This is a genomic window from Carbonatibacter coralli, from assembly GCF_039592655.1.
GTDB lineage: Bacteria > Pseudomonadota > Alphaproteobacteria > Kiloniellales > Kiloniellaceae > Carbonatibacter > Carbonatibacter coralli.
In genome coordinates, this window is the sequence record NZ_JBBUTJ010000002.1 from 480,355 (window position 1) to 502,143 (window position 21,789).

23 protein-coding genes and 1 other RNA gene are annotated in these 21,789 nt (G+C 55.7%); 13 read left to right on the plus strand and 11 right to left on the minus strand.

Annotated features, from left to right (window positions below):
* Nucleotides 1–41: 41 nt before the first annotated feature.
* On the minus strand, nucleotides 42–596 hold the full coding sequence (ruvC, locus tag AAAH10_RS07705) for a crossover junction endodeoxyribonuclease RuvC (protein ID WP_343562223.1): 555 nt from the start codon (nucleotides 594–596) through the stop codon (nucleotides 42–44).
* A gap of 100 nt (nucleotides 597–696) precedes the next feature.
* Nucleotides 697–1,446, minus strand: coding sequence for a YebC/PmpR family DNA-binding transcriptional regulator (locus tag AAAH10_RS07710; RefSeq protein WP_343562225.1), 750 nt, complete (start codon nucleotides 1,444–1,446; stop codon nucleotides 697–699).
* A gap of 270 nt (nucleotides 1,447–1,716) precedes the next feature.
* Between AAAH10_RS07710 and AAAH10_RS07715 the strand changes: the two genes are divergently transcribed.
* Nucleotides 1,717–1,995 carry a hypothetical protein gene (locus AAAH10_RS07715; protein WP_343562226.1) on the plus strand — a complete coding sequence of 93 codons (279 nt, stop codon included), beginning with the start codon at nucleotides 1,717–1,719 and terminating at the stop codon, nucleotides 1,993–1,995.
* 26 nt (nucleotides 1,996–2,021) lie between these two features.
* Here AAAH10_RS07715 and AAAH10_RS07720 read toward each other — a convergent pair whose 3' ends face one another.
* The 5 genes from AAAH10_RS07720 to AAAH10_RS07740 all read right to left on the minus strand — a co-directional run bounded on the left by AAAH10_RS07720 (nucleotide 2,022) and on the right by AAAH10_RS07740 (nucleotide 4,492).
* Nucleotides 2,022–2,843 carry a TIGR00282 family metallophosphoesterase gene (locus AAAH10_RS07720; protein WP_343562227.1) on the minus strand — a complete coding sequence of 274 codons (822 nt, stop codon included), beginning with the start codon at nucleotides 2,841–2,843 and terminating at the stop codon, nucleotides 2,022–2,024.
* Between the two features lie 44 nt (nucleotides 2,844–2,887).
* Nucleotides 2,888–3,526 carry a 5-formyltetrahydrofolate cyclo-ligase gene (locus tag AAAH10_RS07725; protein ID WP_343562229.1) on the minus strand — a complete coding sequence of 213 codons (639 nt, stop codon included), beginning with the start codon at nucleotides 3,524–3,526 and terminating at the stop codon, nucleotides 2,888–2,890.
* 29 nt (nucleotides 3,527–3,555) lie between these two features.
* Nucleotides 3,556–3,714, minus strand: a non-coding RNA gene (gene ssrS / locus AAAH10_RS07730) — 6S RNA.
* Between the two features lie 50 nt (nucleotides 3,715–3,764).
* On the minus strand, nucleotides 3,765–4,139 hold the full coding sequence (locus AAAH10_RS07735; protein WP_343562231.1) for a cell division protein ZapA: 375 nt from the start codon (nucleotides 4,137–4,139) through the stop codon (nucleotides 3,765–3,767).
* Nucleotides 4,139–4,492: a hypothetical protein gene (locus AAAH10_RS07740; protein WP_343562233.1), complete on the minus strand. Its 354-nt coding sequence runs from the start codon at nucleotides 4,490–4,492 to the stop codon at nucleotides 4,139–4,141. Before AAAH10_RS07740 ends, AAAH10_RS07735 begins: the two co-directional genes overlap by 1 nt.
* 361 nt (nucleotides 4,493–4,853) lie before the next feature.
* Between AAAH10_RS07740 and tkt the strand changes: the two genes are divergently transcribed.
* The 6 genes from tkt (at nucleotide 4,854) to AAAH10_RS07770 (ending at nucleotide 11,272) form a co-directional block, all read left to right on the plus strand.
* The gene (tkt, locus tag AAAH10_RS07745) at nucleotides 4,854–6,869 is read left to right on the plus strand and encodes a transketolase (protein ID WP_343562235.1); all 2,016 of its coding nucleotides are present in this window, start codon (nucleotides 4,854–4,856) and stop codon (nucleotides 6,867–6,869) included.
* A gap of 162 nt (nucleotides 6,870–7,031) precedes the next feature.
* Nucleotides 7,032–8,042: a type I glyceraldehyde-3-phosphate dehydrogenase gene (gene gap, locus AAAH10_RS07750; protein WP_343562236.1), complete on the plus strand. Its 1,011-nt coding sequence runs from the start codon at nucleotides 7,032–7,034 to the stop codon at nucleotides 8,040–8,042.
* A 141-nt stretch (nucleotides 8,043–8,183) separates the two neighbouring features.
* Nucleotides 8,184–8,852, plus strand: a complete 669-nt coding sequence (locus tag AAAH10_RS07755) for a trimeric intracellular cation channel family protein (protein ID WP_343562237.1) — start codon at nucleotides 8,184–8,186, stop codon at nucleotides 8,850–8,852.
* Nucleotides 8,853–8,945: 93 nt separating this feature from the next.
* Nucleotides 8,946–9,626, plus strand: coding sequence for a thiamine phosphate synthase (locus AAAH10_RS07760; RefSeq protein ID WP_343562238.1), 681 nt, complete (start codon nucleotides 8,946–8,948; stop codon nucleotides 9,624–9,626).
* 169 nt (nucleotides 9,627–9,795) lie between these two features.
* Nucleotides 9,796–10,362, plus strand: a complete 567-nt coding sequence (gene efp, locus AAAH10_RS07765) for an elongation factor P (RefSeq protein ID WP_343562240.1) — start codon at nucleotides 9,796–9,798, stop codon at nucleotides 10,360–10,362.
* A 100-nt stretch (nucleotides 10,363–10,462) separates the two neighbouring features.
* Nucleotides 10,463–11,272, plus strand: a complete 810-nt coding sequence (locus tag AAAH10_RS07770) for an inositol monophosphatase family protein (RefSeq protein ID WP_343562242.1) — start codon at nucleotides 10,463–10,465, stop codon at nucleotides 11,270–11,272.
* Nucleotides 11,273–11,333: 61 nt separating this feature from the next.
* Here AAAH10_RS07770 and AAAH10_RS07775 read toward each other — a convergent pair whose 3' ends face one another.
* Nucleotides 11,334–11,972 (minus strand): LysE family transporter, encoded by a 639-nt coding sequence (locus AAAH10_RS07775; protein WP_343562244.1) that lies wholly within the window; start codon nucleotides 11,970–11,972, stop codon nucleotides 11,334–11,336.
* Between the two features lie 4 nt (nucleotides 11,973–11,976).
* Nucleotides 11,977–12,444, minus strand: a complete 468-nt coding sequence (locus tag AAAH10_RS07780) for an Lrp/AsnC family transcriptional regulator (RefSeq protein WP_343562246.1) — start codon at nucleotides 12,442–12,444, stop codon at nucleotides 11,977–11,979.
* A gap of 355 nt (nucleotides 12,445–12,799) precedes the next feature.
* Between AAAH10_RS07780 and AAAH10_RS07785 the strand changes: the two genes are divergently transcribed.
* From AAAH10_RS07785 to AAAH10_RS07795, 3 genes are all read left to right on the plus strand, one after another.
* Nucleotides 12,800–13,918, plus strand: coding sequence for an OmpA family protein (locus AAAH10_RS07785; RefSeq protein ID WP_343562248.1), 1,119 nt, complete (start codon nucleotides 12,800–12,802; stop codon nucleotides 13,916–13,918).
* Between the two features lie 240 nt (nucleotides 13,919–14,158).
* Nucleotides 14,159–15,322 (plus strand): flagellar motor protein MotA, encoded by a 1,164-nt coding sequence (locus AAAH10_RS07790; RefSeq protein WP_343562251.1) that lies wholly within the window; start codon nucleotides 14,159–14,161, stop codon nucleotides 15,320–15,322.
* Nucleotides 15,323–15,337: 15 nt separating this feature from the next.
* A complete protein-coding gene (locus AAAH10_RS07795) occupies nucleotides 15,338–16,642 on the plus strand; it encodes a peptidoglycan -binding protein (protein ID WP_343562253.1) in 1,305 nt (434 codons plus the stop codon).
* Here AAAH10_RS07795 and AAAH10_RS07800 read toward each other — a convergent pair.
* Nucleotides 16,639–17,553: a LysR family transcriptional regulator gene (locus tag AAAH10_RS07800; protein WP_343562255.1), complete on the minus strand. Its 915-nt coding sequence runs from the start codon at nucleotides 17,551–17,553 to the stop codon at nucleotides 16,639–16,641. The genes AAAH10_RS07795 and AAAH10_RS07800 overlap by 4 nt on opposite strands.
* Before the next feature lie 102 nt (nucleotides 17,554–17,655).
* On the opposite strand from AAAH10_RS07800, the gene AAAH10_RS07805 reads away from it, so the two are divergent.
* Both AAAH10_RS07805 and AAAH10_RS07810 read left to right on the plus strand, forming a co-directional pair.
* Nucleotides 17,656–18,777, plus strand: coding sequence for a mandelate racemase/muconate lactonizing enzyme family protein (locus AAAH10_RS07805; RefSeq protein ID WP_343562257.1), 1,122 nt, complete (start codon nucleotides 17,656–17,658; stop codon nucleotides 18,775–18,777).
* 216 nt (nucleotides 18,778–18,993) lie between these two features.
* Nucleotides 18,994–19,767: a TerB family tellurite resistance protein gene (locus AAAH10_RS07810; RefSeq protein WP_343562259.1), complete on the plus strand. Its 774-nt coding sequence runs from the start codon at nucleotides 18,994–18,996 to the stop codon at nucleotides 19,765–19,767.
* Here the strand turns inward: AAAH10_RS07810 and AAAH10_RS07815 are convergent, their stop codons facing one another.
* On the minus strand, nucleotides 19,768–20,616 hold the full coding sequence (locus AAAH10_RS07815) for a LysR substrate-binding domain-containing protein (RefSeq protein ID WP_343562261.1): 849 nt from the start codon (nucleotides 20,614–20,616) through the stop codon (nucleotides 19,768–19,770).
* 86 nt (nucleotides 20,617–20,702) lie between these two features.
* Between AAAH10_RS07815 and AAAH10_RS07820 the strand changes: the two genes are divergently transcribed.
* The gene (locus AAAH10_RS07820; RefSeq protein ID WP_343562263.1) at nucleotides 20,703–21,725 is read left to right on the plus strand and encodes a permease; all 1,023 of its coding nucleotides are present in this window, start codon (nucleotides 20,703–20,705) and stop codon (nucleotides 21,723–21,725) included.
* The last annotated feature ends 64 nt before the right edge of the window (nucleotides 21,726–21,789 follow it).

The following is a 21,789-nucleotide window of genomic DNA, read 5'->3' on the forward strand; positions in this document are numbered from 1 at the left end:
TCAGCGTTGCCCCCGCCTGTTGTTTTTCTTCGATCTCTTTCCTAGCGCCGTCTGGAACGCCGTCCGGTTGCCTTGTTGATCAGGGCCTCCATCAGGGGATCTTCAACCCCCTTTGACCAGGCCCGTCCCGTTGAAAGGTTGTGCGCATGACAGATTGCAACAGCCAGAGCATCGGCAGAATCAGGTGAATGAAGTTCACAACCCGGCAAAAGCCGCGAAACCATCATCTGAACCTGCTCCTTTCCGGCGTGCCCTGTGCCAACAACCGATTTCTTGACGATCATGGGCAGATATTCCCCGACTGGCAAGCCCACCAGTGCAGGTGTCGACAGGGCAATGCCCCGCGCCATCCCCAGCTTGAGCGTGGAATCAGGATTTTTGTTGGCAAGGGTGATCTCGACAGCCGCCTCTTCGGGCTGGTGATCCGACATGACAGCCCTCAGGCCATCATGGAGCTCGACAAGGCGCTCGGGAATCGCACGGTCTGCAGCTGTTTTGATGGTTCCGTTCGCAATGTGAACCAGACGGTTGTCAACCGATTCAATCACACCCCATCCCATAGCCCTCAGGCCCGGATCAATTCCCAGAATACGCATGGTTTCTCCTGCTCAACCCTATCAGGAGTGTAGAGACACAAACGCGGTCTTGAAAGAAGAACAAGACCGCGTTCACAAAAAATGGGCGTGCCGACGTCACCTAGCCTGCAATTGCAGCCATGACATCGTCAGAAATTTCATAGTTGGAACTGACAGTACCGACATCATCACTCTCGTCCAGCGCATCGATCAGCTTCATCATGGTCCGCGCCTTGTCTTCATCCAGCTCGATCGTGTTCTGCGGCTTCCAGACCAGACCCAGTTCGGTCGGATTGCCGAACTTTTCGATCAGGGCATCGCGCACAGTTGCAAACTCGGAAGGATCACAGACGATTTCGTGACCGTCATCATTGCTCTCGACGTTATCTGCACCGGCTTCGACAGCGGCTTCGAACATTGTATCGGCATCGGCCACATCAGCCGGATAGAGAATATTCCCCACACGATCGAACATGAAGGAGACCGCACCGGTTTCAGCCATGTTTCCACCGTGCTTGGAAAAGGCGGCACGCACTTCGGAAGCGGTACGGTTGCGGTTGTCTGTCATGGCCTCGACAATCACGGCAACACCACCCGGACCATAACCCTCGTAACGGATTTCCTCGTAGTTTGCGACATCCTCGCCACCCGCAACCCGTTTGATCGCGCGATCAATGTTGTCTTTGGGCATGTTCGCTGCCCGCGCGGCGATTATAGCATTGCGCAGAGCGGAGTTCTGTTCCGGGTCAGGCATTCCGCTGCGCGCAGCAACCATGATTTCACGGGTGTGACGAGCAAAGATCTTGGCGCGTTTCTTGTCCTGCGCGCCCTTGCGGTGCATGATGTTCTTAAACTGCGAATGGCCAGCCATACTGCCTTCTTCCCAACTTCATCGTTACAGTCAATTTCTGAAGAGCTCCGCGTCCGATGCACCTGTGACAAGGCCGGGCAGAGTTCTGTTCCCGCCTTAGTAAAACAAAATCGGCACGGTGAAAAGCCTTCAGCATCTGCAAAACACAGCTTTCCCCGATTTCTCCCCAGTCCTGCCACAGCATTTACACTTTCTTAACCATAATATGATAAACACAATGTCAGTCTGGCCCCATACCGGATTCCCACTCTCGCACGCAGGACACATGACATGTCGACCTTGTTTGAGATCCCGGACTTGCAAAGTCTGAAAAATGACGATCCACAATCCAGCACACTTGCTGCCCAGCAGGTTCGTGAATTCTCCATGGATTCCGCGATCGACGATCTCAACCGCATGCTGGCTCTCGCTGAAAAGGACATCTCCATCCCGTCACAGGAGACAGCGCACACTGTCTTTCAGAATGCCCGCCACAAGCAAAAGCTGGTTGGTGAGGAAGTCGAACGGTTCCTCGGCGTTGCCCAGTCCATTGAGGCGACCAAGAACTGAAAACGCAACCGCTCTGCCTTAATGCCCTATCCCTGAACAGCAGGCACCATTTGTGACAGGCGGCCACCGACCCTGACAGGTTCAACGCGTCTGGCCAGTCCTGTCTCATCATCCGTTTCAACGAATATTCCGCACAGTGTTGCCTCTCCATCGGCCGGACGCATGCGCTCGGTTGGCATCTTTTTCAGGAATCGCTGGACGGGCACTTCCTTGTTCATTCCAATCACGGAATCATAGTCACCGGTCATCCCGGCATCCGTCTGGAATGCTGTGCCGCCCACAAGAATCTGGTGATCGGCTGTGGGGATATGTGTGTGGGTCCCAACGACAAGAGAAGCCTTGCCATCAAGATAGTGTCCCATCGCAACCTTTTCACTGGTTGCCTCGCCGTGAAAGTCCAGAATGACCGCATCGACATTGTGGCCGATTTTCACACGATCCATAATCTTGCGAACGGCTGCAAAGGGGTCATCAAGCGGATCCATGAAAAGACGCGCCATGGCGTTCATCACAAGCACCTTGCGATTGCCGGGAGCATCAAAGACAGCAGCCCCCTTGCCCGGTGTTCCCTCGGGAAAGTTCATCGGACGCAGCAAGCGGGGTTCCCGCTCGATATAGGAAATGCATTCGCGCTGGTCCCAGGAATGATTGCCCCCTGTGACGACATCGGCCCCGGCCTCGAAGAACTGGTTGCAAATCTTCTCGGTCATGCCAAAACCCGATGCTGCATTCTCGCCATTGACCACGACAAAATCGAGTGACAGGTCCTTTTTCAGAACCGGAAGGTGAGCCGCAATCGCATCGCGACCGGAACGCCCGACCACATCTCCACAAAACATCAGGCGCACTGAACCAGTTCCTTCCTTCTCCGGCTTTCAAAAGGGCACAGCTCCTACAGCGTAAAGAGCTTTGCCCCTTCCTCTGTCACAATTGCATCAAGCGGCTGGTCGTAGGGACCACGGATCACAGCCGGCATCTCCTGGGCCGCATAGGCCACACCAATCGCCGCAACCTGCTTGAAAGCACGCAACTTTGCAAGGGTACGGTCATAAAAACCACCCCCGTAGCCCAAACGGTATCCGTCACTGTCAAAAGCCAGCAGCGGCGCCAGAATGATATCGGGAAACAGCTCTTCCTTGTCTGCAGACGGCTCCCTGGTTCCGAAACCGGCATCAACCAGCTCATCCCCCGGTGCCCAGCGGCGGAAAATCAGAGGCTTGCCATCCCCTTCCATAACCGGAAGCACCGGCACAAAGCCTCTCTCGTGCAGGCTGTTCAGCAAAGGCATGGGATCCAGCTCGTCGCCCAGAGGCCAGTACACAGACACAACAGTGTTTGCAGGATCAGCCTCCCTGAAGAGTGCCAGAGACGCAAAAACGTGATCACACACCTTCCGACCGGCATCGGGATCAGCAGCAAAGGCGTGCGCCCGTGCCGCTTTGGCCGCCTTGCGAAGCTCTTTTTTGCGAAGATCAAGTTCCGCCATTTCCTCGGCAGAAATGGTCTGCGGTGTTGCGCTCTTTTCCGTCATGTCAAAGTACCCTGCAAAAAGGATTGAAAAGCAGTGCCGCGCGAGCCGTTGGCGTTGGGATCCTCTGTGGCCTGCCTAAGCAGGTGGGCGCCATATACCGAGACCACGATCTCGACAGGGACAGCTCCCTAGAGAATATTCATTGGCCCCAGGGATTCGCTCTTGCCTGACGCACCCCGCAGCACTGCCTTGTCATGTTTCAATAAGGAAACAGCGAAAATATCTGTTCGCTGTTCTGTTAATCCTTTTCCAGACGTGTCGCAATCTTTTCCAGTCGGTCTGCGCAAGCAACAAGTGCATCTGCGACATCGGACGGCTCTTTCTGCTCCTGTTCCGGCTGGTTTCGGGAGAGAGAATCGCTCTCCGGAATTTCTCCTGTATCGCTCCCTTCCTGAAGCTTTTCAAGCTTGAGAAGCGATTCATGCAGTTCATCCGCAATCATGAGCGAGGACATCAACAAGAGCTGGGGCTCACTCAGGCTTTTTGCAACATCACCCAGCTGTGCCGCACGCTGGTCGATATAGGCTGCCAGCTTTTGCAGATGCTCTTCCTGCCCGTCCTGACAGCCAATGGCATAACGGCGACCGTGAACTGTAACTGTAACCTGGGCCATTATTCTTCTGCCTTTTGCGTTTTGTCTTCAGAGGCCCGCTGATCGTTCACAGGAACATCCAGCTGGATGGAAAGCTGACCGATCACATCATCCAGCCCGTCGCGCACTTCATTGCGGGTTTTTCTGAGTTTGCCGTTTTCAGCACGCAGGTTCTCGTTTTCCTCCCGGGCAGCAGACAGCTCCTCCCGCAGGATCCGGATCACATCCTCGTCGTTCCTCAGGCGCTGCTCCAGCTTTTCTTCCATTCGGGTCAGGGCAGCAGACAGTTTTTCGACGGACCGGGCATTCGTCACACGATTGTGACTGTCCTGCCCTTTTTCGTCTTCGGCAATCTCTTGAGGCTGTTCAGACATCCGCTTTCTTCTCTGTAAGGTTTCCCGAGGCTTCGCTGCCTTACCCGCAAATCCGCTATCAGCGCATTGATATTGCTTGAAGCTGTCCGGGCTGCATCGCGTTCAGAGGAAGGATAGTGCCCCAAAAAGAGCAAAAGAACCACGACATTTTAGCAGACAATACAATAAGGCATCAGACAGGCTGTTCCGGAGACAATTTTCCGGGTGATTTCTGTTTTTTTCCGGATCGGAGTTGACCTCGCGCCAGTATGGGTGCAGATTGCGCCCGAAAATCTGCTTTTCCGTTGACCGGGAGCGTAATTTCTTTGCCTTTTGCGTCAGGAAGAGCTTGCTCAAACCAAACAAGGATTTGGAACTTCCCATGACCACAAAGCGACTGCCCATCTCTGCCGATGACGCGGCGTCTGGAACCACACACAAGGACATGGCGAACGCAATTCGTTTCCTGTCTATGGATGCTGTACAAAAAGCAAACTCCGGTCACCCCGGAATGCCGATGGGCATGGCTGACGTTGCCACTGTTCTCTACAGCCGCTTCATGAAGTTCGATCCTCTTCGTCCCGACTGGCACGATCGCGACCGTTTTGTCCTCTCGGCCGGTCACGGCTCCATGCTGATCTACTCCCTGCTGCACCTGACCGGTTATCCGGACATGACCATGGACCAGATCCGCAACTTCCGCCAGCTTGGTGCGATCACAGCAGGTCACCCGGAATACGGCCACGCTCCGGGTATCGAGACAACCACCGGTCCTCTGGGTCAGGGTATCGCAACTTCTGTTGGCATGGCTCTGGCTGAGAAAATGCTGGCCGCACGCTTTGGCAATGATCTGGTTGATCACTACACCTACGTGATTGCAGGTGACGGCTGTCTGATGGAAGGCATCAGCCACGAAGCCATTTCCATGGCAGGCCATCTGAAACTCAACAAGCTGATCGTGCTGTGGGATGACAACTCCATCACCATCGACGGCTCCACAGACGTTTCCGTGTCCGACGACCAGCTGAAACGCTTTGAAGCCTCCGGCTGGGATGCCGTTGCCATTGACGGTCACGACCCGGAAGCCATTGCCTCCGCAATCGAGGCGGCCCGCAACAGCGACAAGCCATCCCTGATCGCCTGCAAAACCGTTATCGGTTTTGGCGCCCCGACAAAGGCCGGCACAGCCAAAACGCACGGCGCTCCCCTGGGCGACGAAGAAATCGCCGGTGCCCGCAAGGACCTCGACTGGCCTCACGAACCCTTCACAATCCCTGAAAACGTTCTGGCTGCATGGCGTGCAGCAGGCACACGTGGCGCGGAACTCGCCGCTGCCTGGGACGAGGTTCTGAAAAGCAAACCGGCCGATCAGCAAAAGCTCTTCGAGAACCAGATGACCGGCAAGCTGCCGGACGGCTGGAAAGACGCAATGCAGGCGTACAAGAAGACTCTCATTGAGGAAACGCCGAAGTGGGCAACCCGTGTTGCATCCCAGAAGGCTCTGGATGTTCTGGCCGAGGCCATCCCGTACCTCGCAGGCGGTTCTGCCGATCTGACCGGATCCAACAACACCAAGGCTGCATCACAGACAGGGGTAACGCCCACAGACTTTACCGGCAACTACATCTACTACGGTGTGCGTGAGCACGGCATGGCAGCTGCCATGAACGGTCTGGCCCTGCACGGCGGCTTTATCCCCTATGGCGGCACCTTCATGGTTTTCACTGACTACTGTCGCCCGTCCATCCGCCTCTCGGCCCTGATGAACCAGCGCGTTGTCTACGTGATGACACATGATTCCATCGGACTGGGTGAAGACGGCCCGACACACCAGCCTGTTGAGCATCTGGCAGCCCTGCGCTGCATGCCAAACGTCGCTGTGTTCCGTCCTGCCGATGCCCTGGAAACAGCAGAGTGCTGGGAACTGGCCCTTGAAAATGAAACCGGCCCGTCTGTTCTGGCCCTGACCCGTCAGGGGCTTCCATACCAGCGCAAGGACATTACCGTGAACTATTCCGGTTATGGTGCCTATATCCTCAACCCTTCTGTTCTGGATCGCCGCGTCACACTGCTGGCGTCCGGTTCCGAGGTCGAGATCGCCCTGGAGGCCCAGAAGGTTCTGGAAGCTGACGGTATCGGAACAGCTGTGATTTCCGTTCCCTGCTGGGAGCTGTTCAAGCAGCAGCCGCAACACTACCGCGACGAGGTTCTGGACCCCGGCACACTCACAGTGGCCTGCGAAGCAGCCTCTTCCTTCGGCTGGCACGAGTTCATCGGTCAGCACGGCGCTTTTGTCGGCATGACCGGCTTTGGTGCCTCCGCCCCGGCTGATCAGCTTTACAAACACTTCAACATTACATCGGATGCCATTGTTGACGCCGTAAAGGCGCGACTCTGATCCTGTAAAAGATAAGCCGGGCACAAACAGCCCGGCTTTTTCATTCGCAAGGCCGTTCATACAAGCATCCCCTCATGCGAACGGCCCTGCACCCGGAAGCTCCCGAGGCGAAAAGCCGGAGGTCGGCTTCCCAAACATAAATACGGATAACGGTTTGAGAAAATGACACTGAAAGTTGGTATCAACGGCTTTGGCCGTATTGGTCGTCTCTGTCTGCGTGGCGCGCTGGAAGGCGGCTACGATGACATCGAAGTGGTAGCAGTCAACGCATCCGGCGACCCTGCAATCCACGCCCACATGTTCCAGTTTGATTCTGTTCACGGCACTTTCCGTGGTGAGGTTTCTGCCGATGAAGACGGCATGATCATCAACGGCAAGAAAATCCGCATGACCCACGATCGCAACCCGGCCAACCTGCCGTGGGCCGAACTGGGTGTGGACATTGTTCTGGAATGTACCGGTGCCTTTAACAACTATGAGGGCGCAAGCCTGCACCTGCAAGGCGGCGCAAAGAAAGTTCTGATCTCCGCCCCCAGCAAGGACGTTCAGGCTCCCATGTTCGTTTACGGTGTCAACCACGAGAAGATCACAGCCGATCAGCACGTGATTTCCAATGCCTCCTGCACCACGAACTGTCTGGCTCCGGTTGCTGACGTTCTGGATCGTGTTGTCGGTATTGAACGCGGTTTCATGACCACAATTCACGCCTACACCGGCGACCAAACAACAGTCGATGCAAAACACAAGGACCTGCGCCGCGCCCGCGCTGCTGCCGTGTCCATGATCCCGACCTCAACCGGTGCAGCCAAGGCGATTGGCGAAGTTCTGCCAAACCTGAACAGGAAACTGGACGGCAACGCGGTTCGCGTACCGACAGCCAACGTTTCCGTCATTGACCTGACCTTCGATGCCGGTCGCGACACCTCTGTCGAGGAAATCAACGAAGCCATGAAGGATGCCGCCAAGGGCCGCCTGAAAGGCGTTCTGGCTGTCAATGAACTGCCACTGGTTTCCTGTGATTTCAATCACAACGATCATTCTTCCATCTTTGACGCCACCCAGACGCAGGTGATCGATGGCCGCTTTGTGCGTGTCCTGTCCTGGTACGACAACGAGTGGGGCTTCAGCCTGCGCATGCTCGACAATGCCCGTATTCTCGGAAGCTTCCTCTGATCGGAAGCCGGAATTCACAGACAAAGGCAGCTCCCATGGGCTGCCTTTTTTGTATGGGGAAAAAGCTTTTTCTTTCAACAGACTGGACGAAGAGGGCAAATCAGGCCACTCTTTCAGGTTCTTATCGCTGATGGAAAACAGATGACCTTTGACCTTGCCCTGAATCTCACTGCTGTTCTTGACCTGACAGCCGTTTTTGTCTTCGCCCTGACAGGCGCCCTTGTCGCCAGCCGGGCCCAGCTGGATATCATCGGCTTCGTTTTCTTCGCCTGTCTGACCGCTGTCGGTGGCGGCACGGTCCGCGATGTCATTCTGGGTGCAGAACAGGTCTTCTGGGTCGCCAATCCCGTCAATCTCTTCGTGGCCTCTGCCGCAGCCATTGTGGTTTACTTCAGTGCCCACCTGCTTGAAAGCCGCTATCGCGTCCTCATCTGGATCGATGCCCTGGCTCTGCCCGTTGCCGTTTCAGCCGGAGTATCGGCGACTCACGACATGGGTCAGGAATGGGCCATCATTCTGCTGATGGGGGTAATCACCGGAACATTCGGCGGTCTGCTGCGCGACGTTGTGGCCAACGAAATGCCCCTGCTTTTGAAACAGCGCGAAATGTACGCCAGTGCTGCGGTGTGCGGTGTGATCTTTTTCCCTCTGGTCATTCTGGCAGGCGGCTCAGAGCGCGAAGCCCTGTGGGCGACAGCCATTGTGACCTTCCTTCTGCGCGCTGGCAGCCTGGCTCTGGGATGGCGCATTCCCGTTTACAAACCACGCCCCATTCGCACCAGCAGCTATGATGACAACAAACCTCTTTGAGAAAAGCTGTTGCCCGATCCGTTCCGAATAGGGCAAAAGGAACTCGAATACCCAACTCCGGGAACTCTGTAAGACAAAGAGAAAGTCACCCCCATGGCCTGCCAGCTTTACCTTGTTGCTCCCGACAGTCTGCTTAAGGGTGAAACGGCACCGGATGATTTCATCCCGCTTTTGCAGGCTATTCTGAAGAACACGGAAATCGCCTGTTTCCTGCTGCCCGGCAAACCCGGGACAGATGAACAGTCTGTGGAGATGGTCACACGCCTCTGTTCCGTCGTGCAGGACGCAGGCGTTGCCTTCCTGCTGGAAGACGCTCCCGAGCAGGTTCGTCGCTACGAGGCAGATGGTGTTCATCTTGGTGATGCTGCAGATTTCAAAACCGCGCGCGCAGAACTCGGTCCGAACTATATTGTTGGCGTGGACTGTGGTGTGTCCCGCCATGCCGCGCTGGTCAGTGGCGACGGTGACAAGGCCCATGTCGGGGCAGACTACGTCGCCTTCAACAACCGCAAGCCCCTGCCGGAATTTTCCGATCCGGAGGTTCAGGCTTTCGAGGAAGACGGCCCCAAGGGCAACGAACTGCTTCAGTGGTGGCAGACCATGATGACAGTTCCCTGCGTTGCAATGGACAACAGCACGCTCGAAGACGCTATTGCACAGGCAGAAAGTGGTGCGGACTTCATCGCTGTTCAATCCTGCGTCTGGTCGCACAGCGCCGGACCCGAGGCAGCACTGGCAGAACTTTCCGCTGCCCTGCAAAAGCTCGGGGACTGATTTCCGCCCAAGCCATGCGTTAAAGGCATAGCACAGCTGCTTTTGTCCGATTGCGTCCGGCGGTATTTGATGATAGGTTCCGCGCTGTCGAGCTGACCATCTGCTGTTCCTTGTGACGTCCGGTCGGCTCTTTGTTCTTTGTTAATTGTGAAGATACAGGCTTGATCCCATGAAGATTAACGGCAACGCCATTCGTCCCGGAAACGTTATTGAACACAATGGCCGCCTGTGGCGCGCTGTAAAGATCGCCCACACTCAACCCGGCAAGGGCGGTGCCTATCTGCAGGCCGAACTGCGTGACATTCGTGACGGCACAAAGCTGAACGAACGCTTCCGTGCCAGTGAATCTGTCGAGCGTGTTCGTCTGGATCAGCTGGACTACCAGTTCCTGTTCCGCGATGGCGAAATGCTGACCTTCATGAACAACGAAAGCTACGAACAGATCTCCCTTCACGAAGATCTGGTTGGCGAGCCTGTTATCTTCCTTCAGGACGGCATGACCGTGACCGTCGAAAGCTTCGAAGAAGAGCCCATTTCCGTTTCCCTGCCTGACCACGTCGTTTGCGAAATTGTTGAAGCAGACGCTGTTGTCAAAGGTCAGACGGCCTCTTCATCCTACAAACCGGCTGTTCTGGATAACGGCGCGCGCATCCTGGTTCCACCGCACATCAGTGCTGGAACCCGTGTGGTGATCAACACTGCCGACAGCTCTTACGTAGAGCGCGCGAAAGACTAGGATCTTCCACTCAGAAACAGCAGACAGGGTGCAGTCATCTGCACCCTGTTTCTCTTGCGCCCTGCCCCTCCAGCAGCACAGTATTTTCAGGATTTTTCCCATGTCCGTTCGCTCTCCGCTGATCACCATCATGACCCGCACGGCTGAAAAGGCCGCCCGCTCCCTCAAACGAGACTTTGGTGAGGTTGAAAACCTTCAGGTTTCCCGCAAAGGCCCATCCGATTTTGTTTCCACTGCCGATCTGAAGGCCGAGAAAATCATCCGCGAGGAACTGGCAAAGTCCCACCCGGAGTTCGGTTTTCACGGTGAGGAGTCCGGTGCGAAGGAAGGCGAGGAAAAGGGCACACGCTGGATTGTCGATCCGCTGGATGGCACCACAAACTTCCTGCATGGCCTGCCCCACTTTGCCGTTTCCATCGCTCTGGAAAAGGATGGCCAGATCGTTGCCGGTGTTGTCTACGATCCCATGAAAGACGAGATGTTCTACGCCGAAAAGGGCGAAGGTGCATTCCTGAATGACCGTCGCTTGCGGGCTTCAAGCCGCGTCCGCCTGGACGGCACCATTGCTGCAACAGGAACACCGTTCAAGGGCCGGGGTGATCGCGCACCGTTCCTCCATGAAATCAATGCTGTGATGGCAAACACAGCCGGTATCCGTCGTTGGGGTGCCGCCGCTCTGGATCTGGCCTATGTCGCGGCCGGTCGCTATGACAGCTACTGGGAGCGTGGCCTTTCTGCATGGGATGTTGCTGCCGGTGTCCTGATTGCCCAGGAAGCGGGCGCCGTTGTGTCGGACATCAATGGCAAGGCATTTGACGTCTGGAAAAGCGAAAGCATCCTGACAGCCAACATTGACCTTCAACCCCGCATGGTGAAGCTCTTCAAGGATGCTCTGGCCCGCGTCAAGTAACAGTCATTCGGCAGTTTCCTTTAAAAAGGGAGGCTTCACAGCCTCCCTTTCTGCATCCGGCTCAAAAGAGCTCGAAGAAAGCCTCACCGGCAATCCAGCCTCCCCAGACCAGCAGGATCAGCCCAGAAAACAGTTCGACGAACCGCAATCTTTCAACAGGAAGACGTTTTCTGGCAAAGAGGCTCAAGTGAACCATAAAAAGCCACCAGAGGGCAGAGCCAAAAAAAACACCTGCAACCAGAAGATAGGCCCCCTCCCCATCAGCAGTGGCCGTGGACCCAAGGGCAGAAACCATCCCCACAAAGGCAATGATCGTCATGGGATTTGACAGGGTCAGCACAAAGGTCACCCCGTAAGCCTTGAAAACAGACCCGCCAGAGGACAGCGATCGGGACGCCTCCGGATCTGTTTCGCCCCCTCCCCTGAAAAAGGAGCGGACGGTCAAGCCTCCCAGAACAGCGATCAGAAGGCCGCCGAAGAGCTTCAACGGCAAGGCATAGGCCACGAGTATTCCCGTCAGGGTCAGGCCTGCTGCAACCATCAGGCCATAAAGAGCATCCGCACTGGCCGCACCCAGCCCGGTCGCAAGCCCTGCAACGCGCCCCTGCATCAGGGTCGTCCGAATACAGAGCAAACCAATGGGGCCAACCGGTGCCGCAATGGCAACACCGACGGCAATCCCTTTTAACAACACATCCACAGCTCTAGCCTCCCGCCATGTAAGGGACAGGAATCGAAACAACAGAGGTCTCTTTCTGCGTCGAAAGAGACACCAGCGTCTCGGTTTTCAGAACAGCCTTCATCGGCTTGACGACAGTCTGGATGAAATCCTGCAAGGCCCTGGTGTCAGCAACCCGTACCTTCATCAGATAGGAATGCGGACCGGAGATGTGATGCAGCTCCTGCACCTCATCACATTGACACAGACGTTCACAGGCCTGCTCTTCACCGTCATAGGCCATATCGATCATCACAAAGACACAGAGCCCTGCCCCCACCCGCTGCGGATCCAGCACACCACGCCACTGTGAGACAACGCCTGTACCGGCAAGGCGCCTCAGCCTTTCATTGGCTGTCGAAACAGAGACACCAGCCACTTCTGCGATTTCAGCATTGGAGGCACGTCCATTCCGCTGCACAAAATCAGAAATTTTACGATCAACCTCATCCATATCCGGAAAAATAACCAAAAATGTCAACAAATCAAATTATTTTCTTAAAAATCTTCTTTTATCAAAAAACAAAAAGGGAAACCTGGAGAAAATCAGGATTTTTTCCGAAAAACCCTACCCTGGAAAATTTTGCCAAAAATCAATTTTTAAGGGTTTTTTTTGTGTCAAAATCCGAAAAAGATTAACGGATCATATAGATTTATCATGCAAAACTGTCCTAGATGACATGGAAGAGGTATAAAGGTTAACAAAACGAAAGCACAGGAAACCTCAAACAGGCTCCGGGGAATTGCTTTTGGACAGAAACCTGCCCTTTTCCAAAAACAAAATGACGCTTAAGGGGAAGTCAAACGCCATGACTGCAAGCAAAAAACTGGCACTGCTGCTGATGGGAACAACCGTCAGCTTCTCGATTCTCGCAAGTCAGACAGCACCCGCTGCTGCACAGGGTCTGAACCAGGGCACAGTCATTATTGGCGGCGCACACAATGGTCTGACCACCTACTCCAGCACACCAGTCACACAGTATCAGTCAGGATACAACAGCGCACCCGGCCTGTATCCCTACACAACAGATGCACAGAGCCTGAGCCGTCCGGCCAATCTCTATTATCCCCCGCAGCAATATCCAAGAAGCCTGACAACCGTCCCCGGCTTTTCCTCTTCTGCGAATCTTCTGACAACAGAGCGGACACCAGCCCCGCAACCAACTGTTGGAAATGTCCCTGCAGCATCCCTGAACTCCTCTGTGGTCAGCAGTGCTGCAAGTGCACAACCCCAGCCACAAGCTGTTCGCAAGCCTTCCCCGGCTCCGAAACAGGTGGCGGCACCGGCTCCAAAGACAGTTCCCGCCCCACAACCGGCACCTGCTGCCGAGAAAAAGCCTGTGGAAGTTGCGGCAGTAAAGCCAGCCACTCCGGCGGCCAAACCCTCTTCCCTGACGGCGGATGAAATTGCAGCAACAGCACCGGTTCAGCCCAAGAAGGCCGAAACACCAAAGCCCGTTCAGCTTGCCAAGGCAGAGCCTACTCCTGCAGCCAAACCCGCACCGAAAAAAGTTGAACCGGTTCCCAATCAGCCGACAGACATCACTGCCGCGCTGACGCCTCCTCCCGCACTGGATGATGTGAGCACTCCATCCTCTTCTGCAACGAGTGGCCTTGTCTCTCCCCTGCAGCTCGGTTTTGCGGACCAGAGTTCGGATCTTACAGCAGGCAACCTTGCAGAGCTCGACAAGCTTGCTGCAGCCATGCAGGCAGACGAGAGCCTGACAATCCAGCTTCTGGCCTACGCTAAGGGCTCTGACGAAGAGGCCAGCCAGGCTCGCCGCCTTTCCCTCTCCCGCGCCCTTGCAGTCCGGGGCATCCTGATGGATCGCGGCATCCGCAGCACCCGCATGCAGGTCCGTGCGCTTGGCAACAAGGCCACCAGCGGCAACCCTGACCGTGTGGAAATCATTCCGGTCGCACGCTAGGACAAAGACCAGTCCGGATTGTATCCTGCTGTGATTTTTCTGCCGCAGCAGGCAAGAAAGAGACAGTCTTCCGGCTCTGGCCCTTGACATGCCACAATGTACCTTCATCATGTTTTTCAATGGGGTGGAGGAAATCACAGCTGTCGTTCCTGACAGTTCTTCCGCAAAGGCCCCCCAAGGGGCCTTTTTCATACCCCTGTTGCGCACTCTTTGTTCTTGTCAGCACAGGACCGGTTTTCCATGAGTTCCAACCGCCATTTGATCCGTATGGTTCTTTTCATTGCCATCGTCGGTGTAGTTACAGGTCTTCTTGCACCGAAACTGGTTGGGGCCTTTTTGGGGAATCCGCTTCTCAACGGTATGATCCTCGGCGTTCTTCTGCTGGGAATTCTCTATATCTTCAGACAGGTTCTCCTCCTGAAGCCTGAGCTGCGCTGGCTGGAATTCGTCAAGAACGAGGCTCGCGAAGGTGTTGTTTTCGCAGGCGCCCTGCAGGATGCCCCGACACCGCGGCTACTTGGCCCGATGGCAACAATGATCGGGGAAAAAACAGGCCGTCTTTCCCTGTCCACCCTTTCCATGCGCAGCCTGCTCGACGGGATCCATGCCCGTATTCAGGAAAGCCACGAGATTTCCCGCTATCTGATTGGTCTGCTGATCTTCCTGGGACTGCTGGGAACCTTCTGGGGGCTTCTGGAAACCGTCAATTCTGTTGGCGGAACCATTGCCAGCCTGGGCGGTGGCGGCGATGATCCCCTTGCCATGTTTGACGAGTTGAAAAGCGGGCTTGAAAAGCCCCTGTCCGGCATGGGCACCGCCTTCAGTTCCTCGCTCTTTGGTCTCGCAGGCTCGCTGATCCTCGGATTTCTGGAACTGCAGGCCGGGCAGGCCCACAACCGTTTCATGAACCATCTGGAAGAATGGCTTTCCAGCCTGACACGTCTGTCTTCCGGCCCTGCTGGCGAAGGGGAACAGGGCGTTCCGGCCTATGTCTCTGCCCTGCTGGAGCAAACGGCAGAAACACTTGAGAAACTTCAGAACACCATCGCCCGCGAGGATGAGGAACGCGTTCGCGTCAATCACGCCATCACCAATCTGGCCGATCGCCTCTCCACGCTGACAGAGCACATGCGCACCCAGCAAAGTGTGATGCTCTCGGTTGCCGAAACACAGAATCGCCTTCACCCTGTGCTCGAAAAACTGGCGAACACCCCGACGGGGTCGCAGTCTCCCCAGCAGACCATTCTGGATGAAGCCTCGCGTTCGCATCTTCGCAACATGGATCTCCAGATCGAAAAACTCTCAAGCAACTTTGAACAGGGGCGCAACCAGTCTGTTCAGGATATTCGCAACGAAATCCGTCTGCTGACCCGCACTCTTGCTGCCATAGCAGAAGAGAAATAGAGCGGGGCCGAACACATGCAATCTTACGGCAGAGGCTATTCCAACCAGCGCAGCGTCAACATCTGGCCAGGTTTTGTGGATGCACTGGCAACGCTTTTGCTTGTGGTCATTTTTGTGCTGATGGTCTTTATGGTGGCGCAATTTACCCTGAGCGCCACCCTCAATCAGAAGAACAAGGCTCTGGGCCAATTGAACAGGGAAGTGGCCCAGCTGGCCGAAATCCTGGCTCTGGAGCAATCGGAAAACTCCCAGCTGCGCGCCTCCATCAAGGGGCTGAACGAAACCCTTGCGCAGGCGGAGCAACAGCGAGCCAGTCTGGCCGATCAACTGGCCCAGCTGGCCAGCGAGAAGGATCAGCTTGAAGAGGAACTGGTTGCCGTAACAGCCGCACGCAACGCGGCAGAAGCCACGGTGGAGGCACAGGCTCAAACCCGTGAGGAGCTGGAAAACCAGATTTCCGCTCTGGAAGCACAGGCCGTTTTGCTGTCAGCCGAAAAAGCAAAGGTTGATGCAGAACTGGTTGATGCCTATTCCACCATCGAGGCCGACAAGGAAAAAATCGAGGTCCAGCTTGCAGAGATTGCCCTGCTTCGCGAACTGCGTCAGGACCTCGCCAACCAGCTCGCAGAGCGCGAGGATGACAACAGCCGCCTGAAAGAACAGCAGCTGCAACAACAGGAACTCACCGAGGAAGCCCGTGCTGAAGTTGTCCTGCTCAACCAGCAGATTGCAGCCCTGCGCCGACAGCTTGCTTCCATTTCAAATGCCCTTGATGCCTCCGAGGCCCTCAACGAAGAACAGAAGGCCCAGATTCTTAATCTGGGCAAACGCCTGAATGTTGCACTCGCCACCAAGGTCCAGCAACTGGCACGCTATCAGTCCGAATTCTTTGGCCGTCTGCGCGAGGTTCTTGGAAACCGCAGCGACATCCGTATCGTCGGTGATCGCTTTGTCTTCCAGTCAGAGGTTCTCTTCAACAGTGGCGAAGCTGTTCTGGGAGCCGGGGGACGCGAACAGATGGCTGCTCTGGCCCGGACACTTCTGGAACTGACACGGGAAATTCCTGAAGATATTGACTGGGTCCTCCGGGTTGACGGACATACAGACATTCAGCCCATTGCAACGGCAACCTTCCCGTCAAACTGGGAGCTTTCAACAGCGCGTGCCATTTCCGTCGTGAAATTCCTGATGACACAGGGCATCCCCGCAAACCGTCTTGCCGCGACAGGCTTTGGGGAATTCCAGCCTCTCGACACCGCAGAAACTCCCGGGGCCTTTCGCAAGAACCGCCGGATTGAGCTGAAACTGACCCAGCGCTAAAGCTCACTGAAGGGTTCCTTGCAGGAGATGTTCTGCACAGCCCCGAGCAAATGAGCCTTGAGAGATGCTGTGGCTTCAGAGACCTCCCGTCCCTTCGGCGTGGCGAAGTAATAGCATCGCCCCGTATCCCAGGAATACGACCCCACAGTTGTCAACCTGCCTTCCGCCAGTTCGTTGACCAGCAAGGGAAGCACTCCCAGTGCAATCCCCTTTCCCCGCATGGCCAGGCTGATCGTTTCGACAAAAGACCGGCAGGGAAGGACCTCTGCCTCCCCCAGCCCGAACCGCTCCAGATGCCGGGGCACATTGGACCAGTTCAACCAGTCGGGCGCTTCACGCTCATACTCCAGAATTGGCAGGGAAGCAGCCTGACCGACCACTCCGGGCGCCGTCACAGGCACGAGAATATCCCGGAAAAGAAACTCGACATCCCATCCTGCCGGCGGAGCCTTGCCGTAAAAGACAGCCACGTCTGTTTCCGCTGTGATCACATCAACCAGATTGTTTGCTGTCACAACAGAAACCATGCCTCCCCCTTCATTGAGCTGAAACTCCCTCAACAGAGGAGCCAGCCAGAAGAAGTTGAGGTGCTGGTTACACACAAGCTGGATCGCAGACTGCCTTCTGAGACCTTCCTGCTGGCAAAGCGCCACGGCCTCATCCAGAAATCCGAGGGCAGGCCGAACCCGTTCCTGCAAGCGCTGACCGGCCGGGGTCAGGGACAACTGTCGTCCCGTACGGACAAACAATCGCACAGACAGTTCCTCTTCCAGCCCCCGTATCCTTTTGCTGACAGCAACCTGCGTGACATAGAGTTCCTCGGCTGCACGCGAGAAACTCAAAGTTCTTGCAGCGGCTTCAAAAAAGACGAGAGCATCAAGAGATGGAAGGTTTTTTCGAAATCTGTTCATAACCTGAAGTTAGGATAGAGCACGAGTTTTTGTCCAGTGGTCTCTGCTCTGTTCCCGCGCAATAGTCAGGGTCAGGACAAAAAATTCAAAAAGGGCGCTCCCATGAAAATCACAGCCATCGAAATGTATCAGCTGGACCTCCCCTATGCGCGCGGTGTCTACAAACTCTCCGGCGGGCGTGAATACCGCTCCTTTGACGCCACTTTCGTTCGCATCCTCACAGACAGGGGCCTTGAAGGCTGGGGCGAAAGCACGCCTTTTGGAGCCAACTACATGCCGGCCCATGCCAAGGGTGTCAGGGCAGGCATTGAAATCATTGCCCCCGAACTGCTGGGTATGGACCCGCGCCTTTTCGATCGTGTGAACGAACGCATGGACGCGCTCCTGTGCGGGAACAATCCGGTCAAGGCTGCCCTGGATATCGCCTGCTGGGATATCTTTGCAAAGTCCGTTGAGCTACCGGTCTGTGACCTGCTGGGGGGAAGCACAGGCAAGCCCATGCCGGTCATGACCTCCTGCTATGCCGGCGATCCCGACGACATGCGGGAGCGCATTCGCGAATACCGTGAACAGGGTTTCAGAGGACATTCCTTCAAGATCGGAGCCACCGAAGCCGAAGGAGGCCCGGCACTGGATGCAGAGCGCATCAAGGCCTGCCTCGCAGATCGTCAGCCGGGCGAATTCTTTCTGGCCGACTGCAACAGCGGCCTGACACCCGAAAGCACCCTGCGGATGCTGCGCCTGTTGCCGGAGGGCCTCGATTTCACCCTGGAAGCCCCCTGCCCGTCCTGGCGTGAAATGATGTCCGTACGCCAGCGCAGCAACATTCCCCTGATCTGGGATGAACAGGTTGAAACAGACGCCGACATTATCAATCTGATCGCAACAGATGCCGGAGATGGCTTCGGTCTTAAAATCACCAAGAGCGGCGGCCTCACACGGTCGCGCCGCCACCGGGACATCGGCATCGCAGCCGGTATGACCATGGCTGTTCAGGACACAATGGGCTCTCCGCTTTCTGCAGCAACCATTGCCCATATGGCACAGACCATTCCTGAAAAGTTCCTGCGTTGCCTGTGGGACCCGCGTGAAGCAACAACTGCAGAACCCTTCAGCATCGACATGCCGATCGTGGATGCCACCCTCAGCGCACCACGCGAACCCGGCCTTGGAGCAACGCCGAATTTTTCAGTTCTGGGAACACCTCTGAAAATCTGGAGCTAAGACTGTCTGGCAGTCCAGCCTGCTTTATGGCGGGTTTCAGCGGACTGCCAGTCTCATCACTTCATCCATGGCCCTGCCACACGGACACACAACACCGGGCCCCCAAAAAAGCAATCAAATCATAACAGTCTAACTCTTGCCCTTTTTCTGTGGTTCGTCATGATTATGTAAAGGCTTCACCAAAGGAAGCAAACACGAAAGCAGAAAGCGGAAAGAATGTCGATTTGGGGAAAAGTGCTGGGTGGAACAGTTGGTTTCGCAATGGGAGGTCCCATTGGCGCCATGCTTGGGGGACTGGCGGGACATGCTGTGGACCGCTTCCGCTCCCAGGCAGAGGAAGCCAGTGCAGAATCCCTGCACCACGATGACCAGGGACTCTTCGGGCACAACACCGGCACCAGACAGATCACCTTTACAATCGGCGTGATTGTCCTGGGCGCAAAGATGGCAAAGGCAGACGGGGTTGTCACCCGCGATGAAATTGCCGCCTTCAAACAGGTCTTCAAGATTTCAACGGACGACATGAAACAGGTCGGACGACTTTTTGATCGCGCCCGGCAGGATGCCGGCGGTTTTGAACCCTACGCCCAGCAGATTGCCAACATCTTCAGAGACGATCCCGCTGTTCTGGAAGAACTTCTCGGTGGCCTGTTCCATATCGCCAAGGCGGATGGATCTGTCACAGAGGATGAACTGGTCTATCTGGAAACCGTTGCACAGATTTTCGGTTTTTCCCAACAGGACTGGGATCGCATCAAGGCCCCGAACCTTCCACCGGACCAATGTGATCCCTATCAGATTCTCGGTGTTACACCAGACGCCACAGATGCAGAGATCAAGGCCGCTCACCGCAAACTGGCCCTTGAAAATCACCCGGATCGCCTGATGGCAAAGGGCCTGCCACAAGAGTTCCTAGATCTGGCAAACGAGAAACTGGCCGCTGTGAACGCCGCCTATGACGACATCAAGAAACGCCGTGGCCTGAACTGATCACACAAAAGCAGAGCGGATGGCAGCTTTCATGGCCTCGATGGGTCGCGTTTTCACAGGCCCGCCTGAAGCCATGACCAGCTTGGAAGAAGGGGTATAGCCAAAACCGAACTCCTTCCCGAGAACCGACAGCCCTGAATGAAGAGATGATCGCCCCAGCAACCCGATTGCCATTCCGGCCTCGACAGCAGCAGCAACGCCGGACACACTCTGACTGGAATAGGCAATGCGATAGGGACGCGCCTGATCCTCAAGCGACCGGATCGCTGTCTCCCGCCACCAGCAGGCCTGGTCAAACAGGGCAACCGGCAGGGTCTCAGCCCTTGAAAAATCCACCCTGACGGAAGAGACCCAACAGGTCGGGTCTTCAAACAGAAGCTCTTCATGGGGTCTCAGCTCCTCAACCTCATAGACAGCGAGATCGAGCTTTCCCTTCACCAGGGCATCGGGGAATCCTGCACTGAGAGCACAGATCACTTCCAGTTCAACCAATGGATATTGCCGGGTAAAAACCGAGAGAATTTGTGTGAGCTTCTCACGACCATGATCATCCGGAACCCCCAACCGGAGTCTGCCTGAAACTGTATCCTGTCCAAGATCCTGACACACAGCATCCAGTCGCGCCGTAACCTCCTGGGCAACCGGGAGCAAACGGCGCCCGACCTCACTCAGCACAACGCCTCTTCCGTGTCGTTCAAACACGGCATGACCAAGGATTGTCTCAAGGCGCTTGATCTGAATACTGGCAGCCGATTGAGAGCGGTGGATACGGGTCGCACCATCCGTGACACTGCCTGCCTGAGCAACAGCAATAAAGGTGCGCAAAAGATCACTGTCCAGATTTTCCATCGTAAATTCGAATAGCTGAAATAAACAATATTCGTTTCATTTATATTCGGAACACTCCTAGTTTACAATGACAAAGGAGGCCCCCAATGACTGATCAAACATCCGCCAAAAAAACCGCCAACAGAAAAACCTATGTCCGGGGAATAGTCCTTATCCTTCTCATCGGGTCCGCCCTGATCTGGCCGGAGCATGCAAAAGACACAACCCTGTTCGTGTTCTGGAGCCTGATAGAAATTTCCCCTATCGTCATTCCCGGCATTCTTCTGTCAGCCTGGATCATAGCCAGTGGAGCGGACTCCCGCATTTCAGGAGCCTTTGAGGGACGGACGCTTCAATCTGTTCTGACAGCAGCCCTGATAGGCTCCATCACTCCTGTCTGCGGCGTCACTGTCCTGCCTCTGATGGCCGGTTTGCTGACTGCCGGAGTTCCCCTGGCCCCCATCATGGCTTTCTGGCTGTCCTCTCCGGTTACAGACCCAGCCATGCTGGCGACAACGATAGCAACCCTTGGCCTGCCCTTCGCCCTGGGCAAAACCCTTGCGGCCTTTGGTCTGGGTGTATTTGGCGGGGCAGGCACAGTCCTCTTTTCCCAAAAAAGCTGGGCCCTGAAAGCGCTGCGGAACAATGCCCCGTCTCAAAAACCGAATTGTTCGGCATGCAGCAAACCACAATCCTTCGAATTCCGCGTTTGGCGCGACCCGGCACGCCGGGTGTCCTTTCTGAAGCAGTTCCGGAGCACAACCCAGCTGATTCTCCTTTGTCTGACACCCGCCTTTGCAGCCGAATATCTTCTGAATGCCTCACTCGATCCCGAGGCCCTTGCAAGCTTTGCCGGAGAAGACAAATGGTGGGCCATTCCCGCAGCTGTCCTGGTTGGCGCTCCGGCCTATATTGACGGCTATGCAGCATTGCCACTGACAAAAGCCCTGATCGACAAAGGCATGTCCCATGGTGCAGCGATGGCCTTTCTGGTTTCAGGCGGCGTTGTCAGTATCTGGGGGGCTATGGCAATTGCCCCCGTGTTGAAGCTCAAACCCTTCCTTCTCTATCTTGTGCTCGCTCTTCTCGGTTCTCTGGCCGCTGGTTACATCTTCCAGTGGGCCCAATAAAAAGAGGGAGGCAACGCAATAATCTGCCCACAAAAAAGGGTACCGGAACAAACCTGCCCTCATT

Excerpts from the sequence above, each read along its gene's own strand:
- ruvC (WP_343562223.1), bottom strand. The coding sequence starts at position 596 with ATGCGTATTCTGGGAATTGATCCGGGCCTGAGGGCTATGGGATGGGGT.
- AAAH10_RS07710 (WP_343562225.1), bottom strand. The coding sequence starts at position 1,446 with ATGGCTGGCCATTCGCAGTTTAAGAACATCATGCACCGCAAGGGCGCG.
- AAAH10_RS07715 (WP_343562226.1), top strand. The coding sequence starts at position 1,717 with ATGTCGACCTTGTTTGAGATCCCGGACTTGCAAAGTCTGAAAAATGAC.
- AAAH10_RS07725 (WP_343562229.1), bottom strand. The coding sequence starts at position 3,526 with ATGACGGAAAAGAGCGCAACACCGCAGACCATTTCTGCCGAGGAAATG.
- AAAH10_RS07735 (WP_343562231.1), bottom strand. The coding sequence starts at position 4,139 with ATGGCCCAGGTTACAGTTACAGTTCACGGTCGCCGTTATGCCATTGGC.
- AAAH10_RS07740 (WP_343562233.1), bottom strand. The coding sequence starts at position 4,492 with ATGTCTGAACAGCCTCAAGAGATTGCCGAAGACGAAAAAGGGCAGGAC.
- tkt (WP_343562235.1), top strand. The coding sequence starts at position 4,854 with ATGACCACAAAGCGACTGCCCATCTCTGCCGATGACGCGGCGTCTGGA.
- gap (WP_343562236.1), top strand. The coding sequence starts at position 7,032 with ATGACACTGAAAGTTGGTATCAACGGCTTTGGCCGTATTGGTCGTCTC.
- AAAH10_RS07755 (WP_343562237.1), top strand. The coding sequence starts at position 8,184 with ATGACCTTTGACCTTGCCCTGAATCTCACTGCTGTTCTTGACCTGACA.
- AAAH10_RS07760 (WP_343562238.1), top strand. The coding sequence starts at position 8,946 with ATGGCCTGCCAGCTTTACCTTGTTGCTCCCGACAGTCTGCTTAAGGGT.
- efp (WP_343562240.1), top strand. The coding sequence starts at position 9,796 with ATGAAGATTAACGGCAACGCCATTCGTCCCGGAAACGTTATTGAACAC.
- AAAH10_RS07770 (WP_343562242.1), top strand. The coding sequence starts at position 10,463 with ATGTCCGTTCGCTCTCCGCTGATCACCATCATGACCCGCACGGCTGAA.
- AAAH10_RS07780 (WP_343562246.1), bottom strand. The coding sequence starts at position 12,444 with ATGGATGAGGTTGATCGTAAAATTTCTGATTTTGTGCAGCGGAATGGA.
- AAAH10_RS07785 (WP_343562248.1), top strand. The coding sequence starts at position 12,800 with ATGACTGCAAGCAAAAAACTGGCACTGCTGCTGATGGGAACAACCGTC.
- AAAH10_RS07790 (WP_343562251.1), top strand. The coding sequence starts at position 14,159 with ATGAGTTCCAACCGCCATTTGATCCGTATGGTTCTTTTCATTGCCATC.
- AAAH10_RS07795 (WP_343562253.1), top strand. The coding sequence starts at position 15,338 with ATGCAATCTTACGGCAGAGGCTATTCCAACCAGCGCAGCGTCAACATC.
- AAAH10_RS07800 (WP_343562255.1), bottom strand. The coding sequence starts at position 17,553 with ATGAACAGATTTCGAAAAAACCTTCCATCTCTTGATGCTCTCGTCTTT.
- AAAH10_RS07805 (WP_343562257.1), top strand. The coding sequence starts at position 17,656 with ATGAAAATCACAGCCATCGAAATGTATCAGCTGGACCTCCCCTATGCG.
- AAAH10_RS07810 (WP_343562259.1), top strand. The coding sequence starts at position 18,994 with ATGTCGATTTGGGGAAAAGTGCTGGGTGGAACAGTTGGTTTCGCAATG.
- AAAH10_RS07815 (WP_343562261.1), bottom strand. The coding sequence starts at position 20,616 with ATGGAAAATCTGGACAGTGATCTTTTGCGCACCTTTATTGCTGTTGCT.
- AAAH10_RS07820 (WP_343562263.1), top strand. The coding sequence starts at position 20,703 with ATGACTGATCAAACATCCGCCAAAAAAACCGCCAACAGAAAAACCTAT.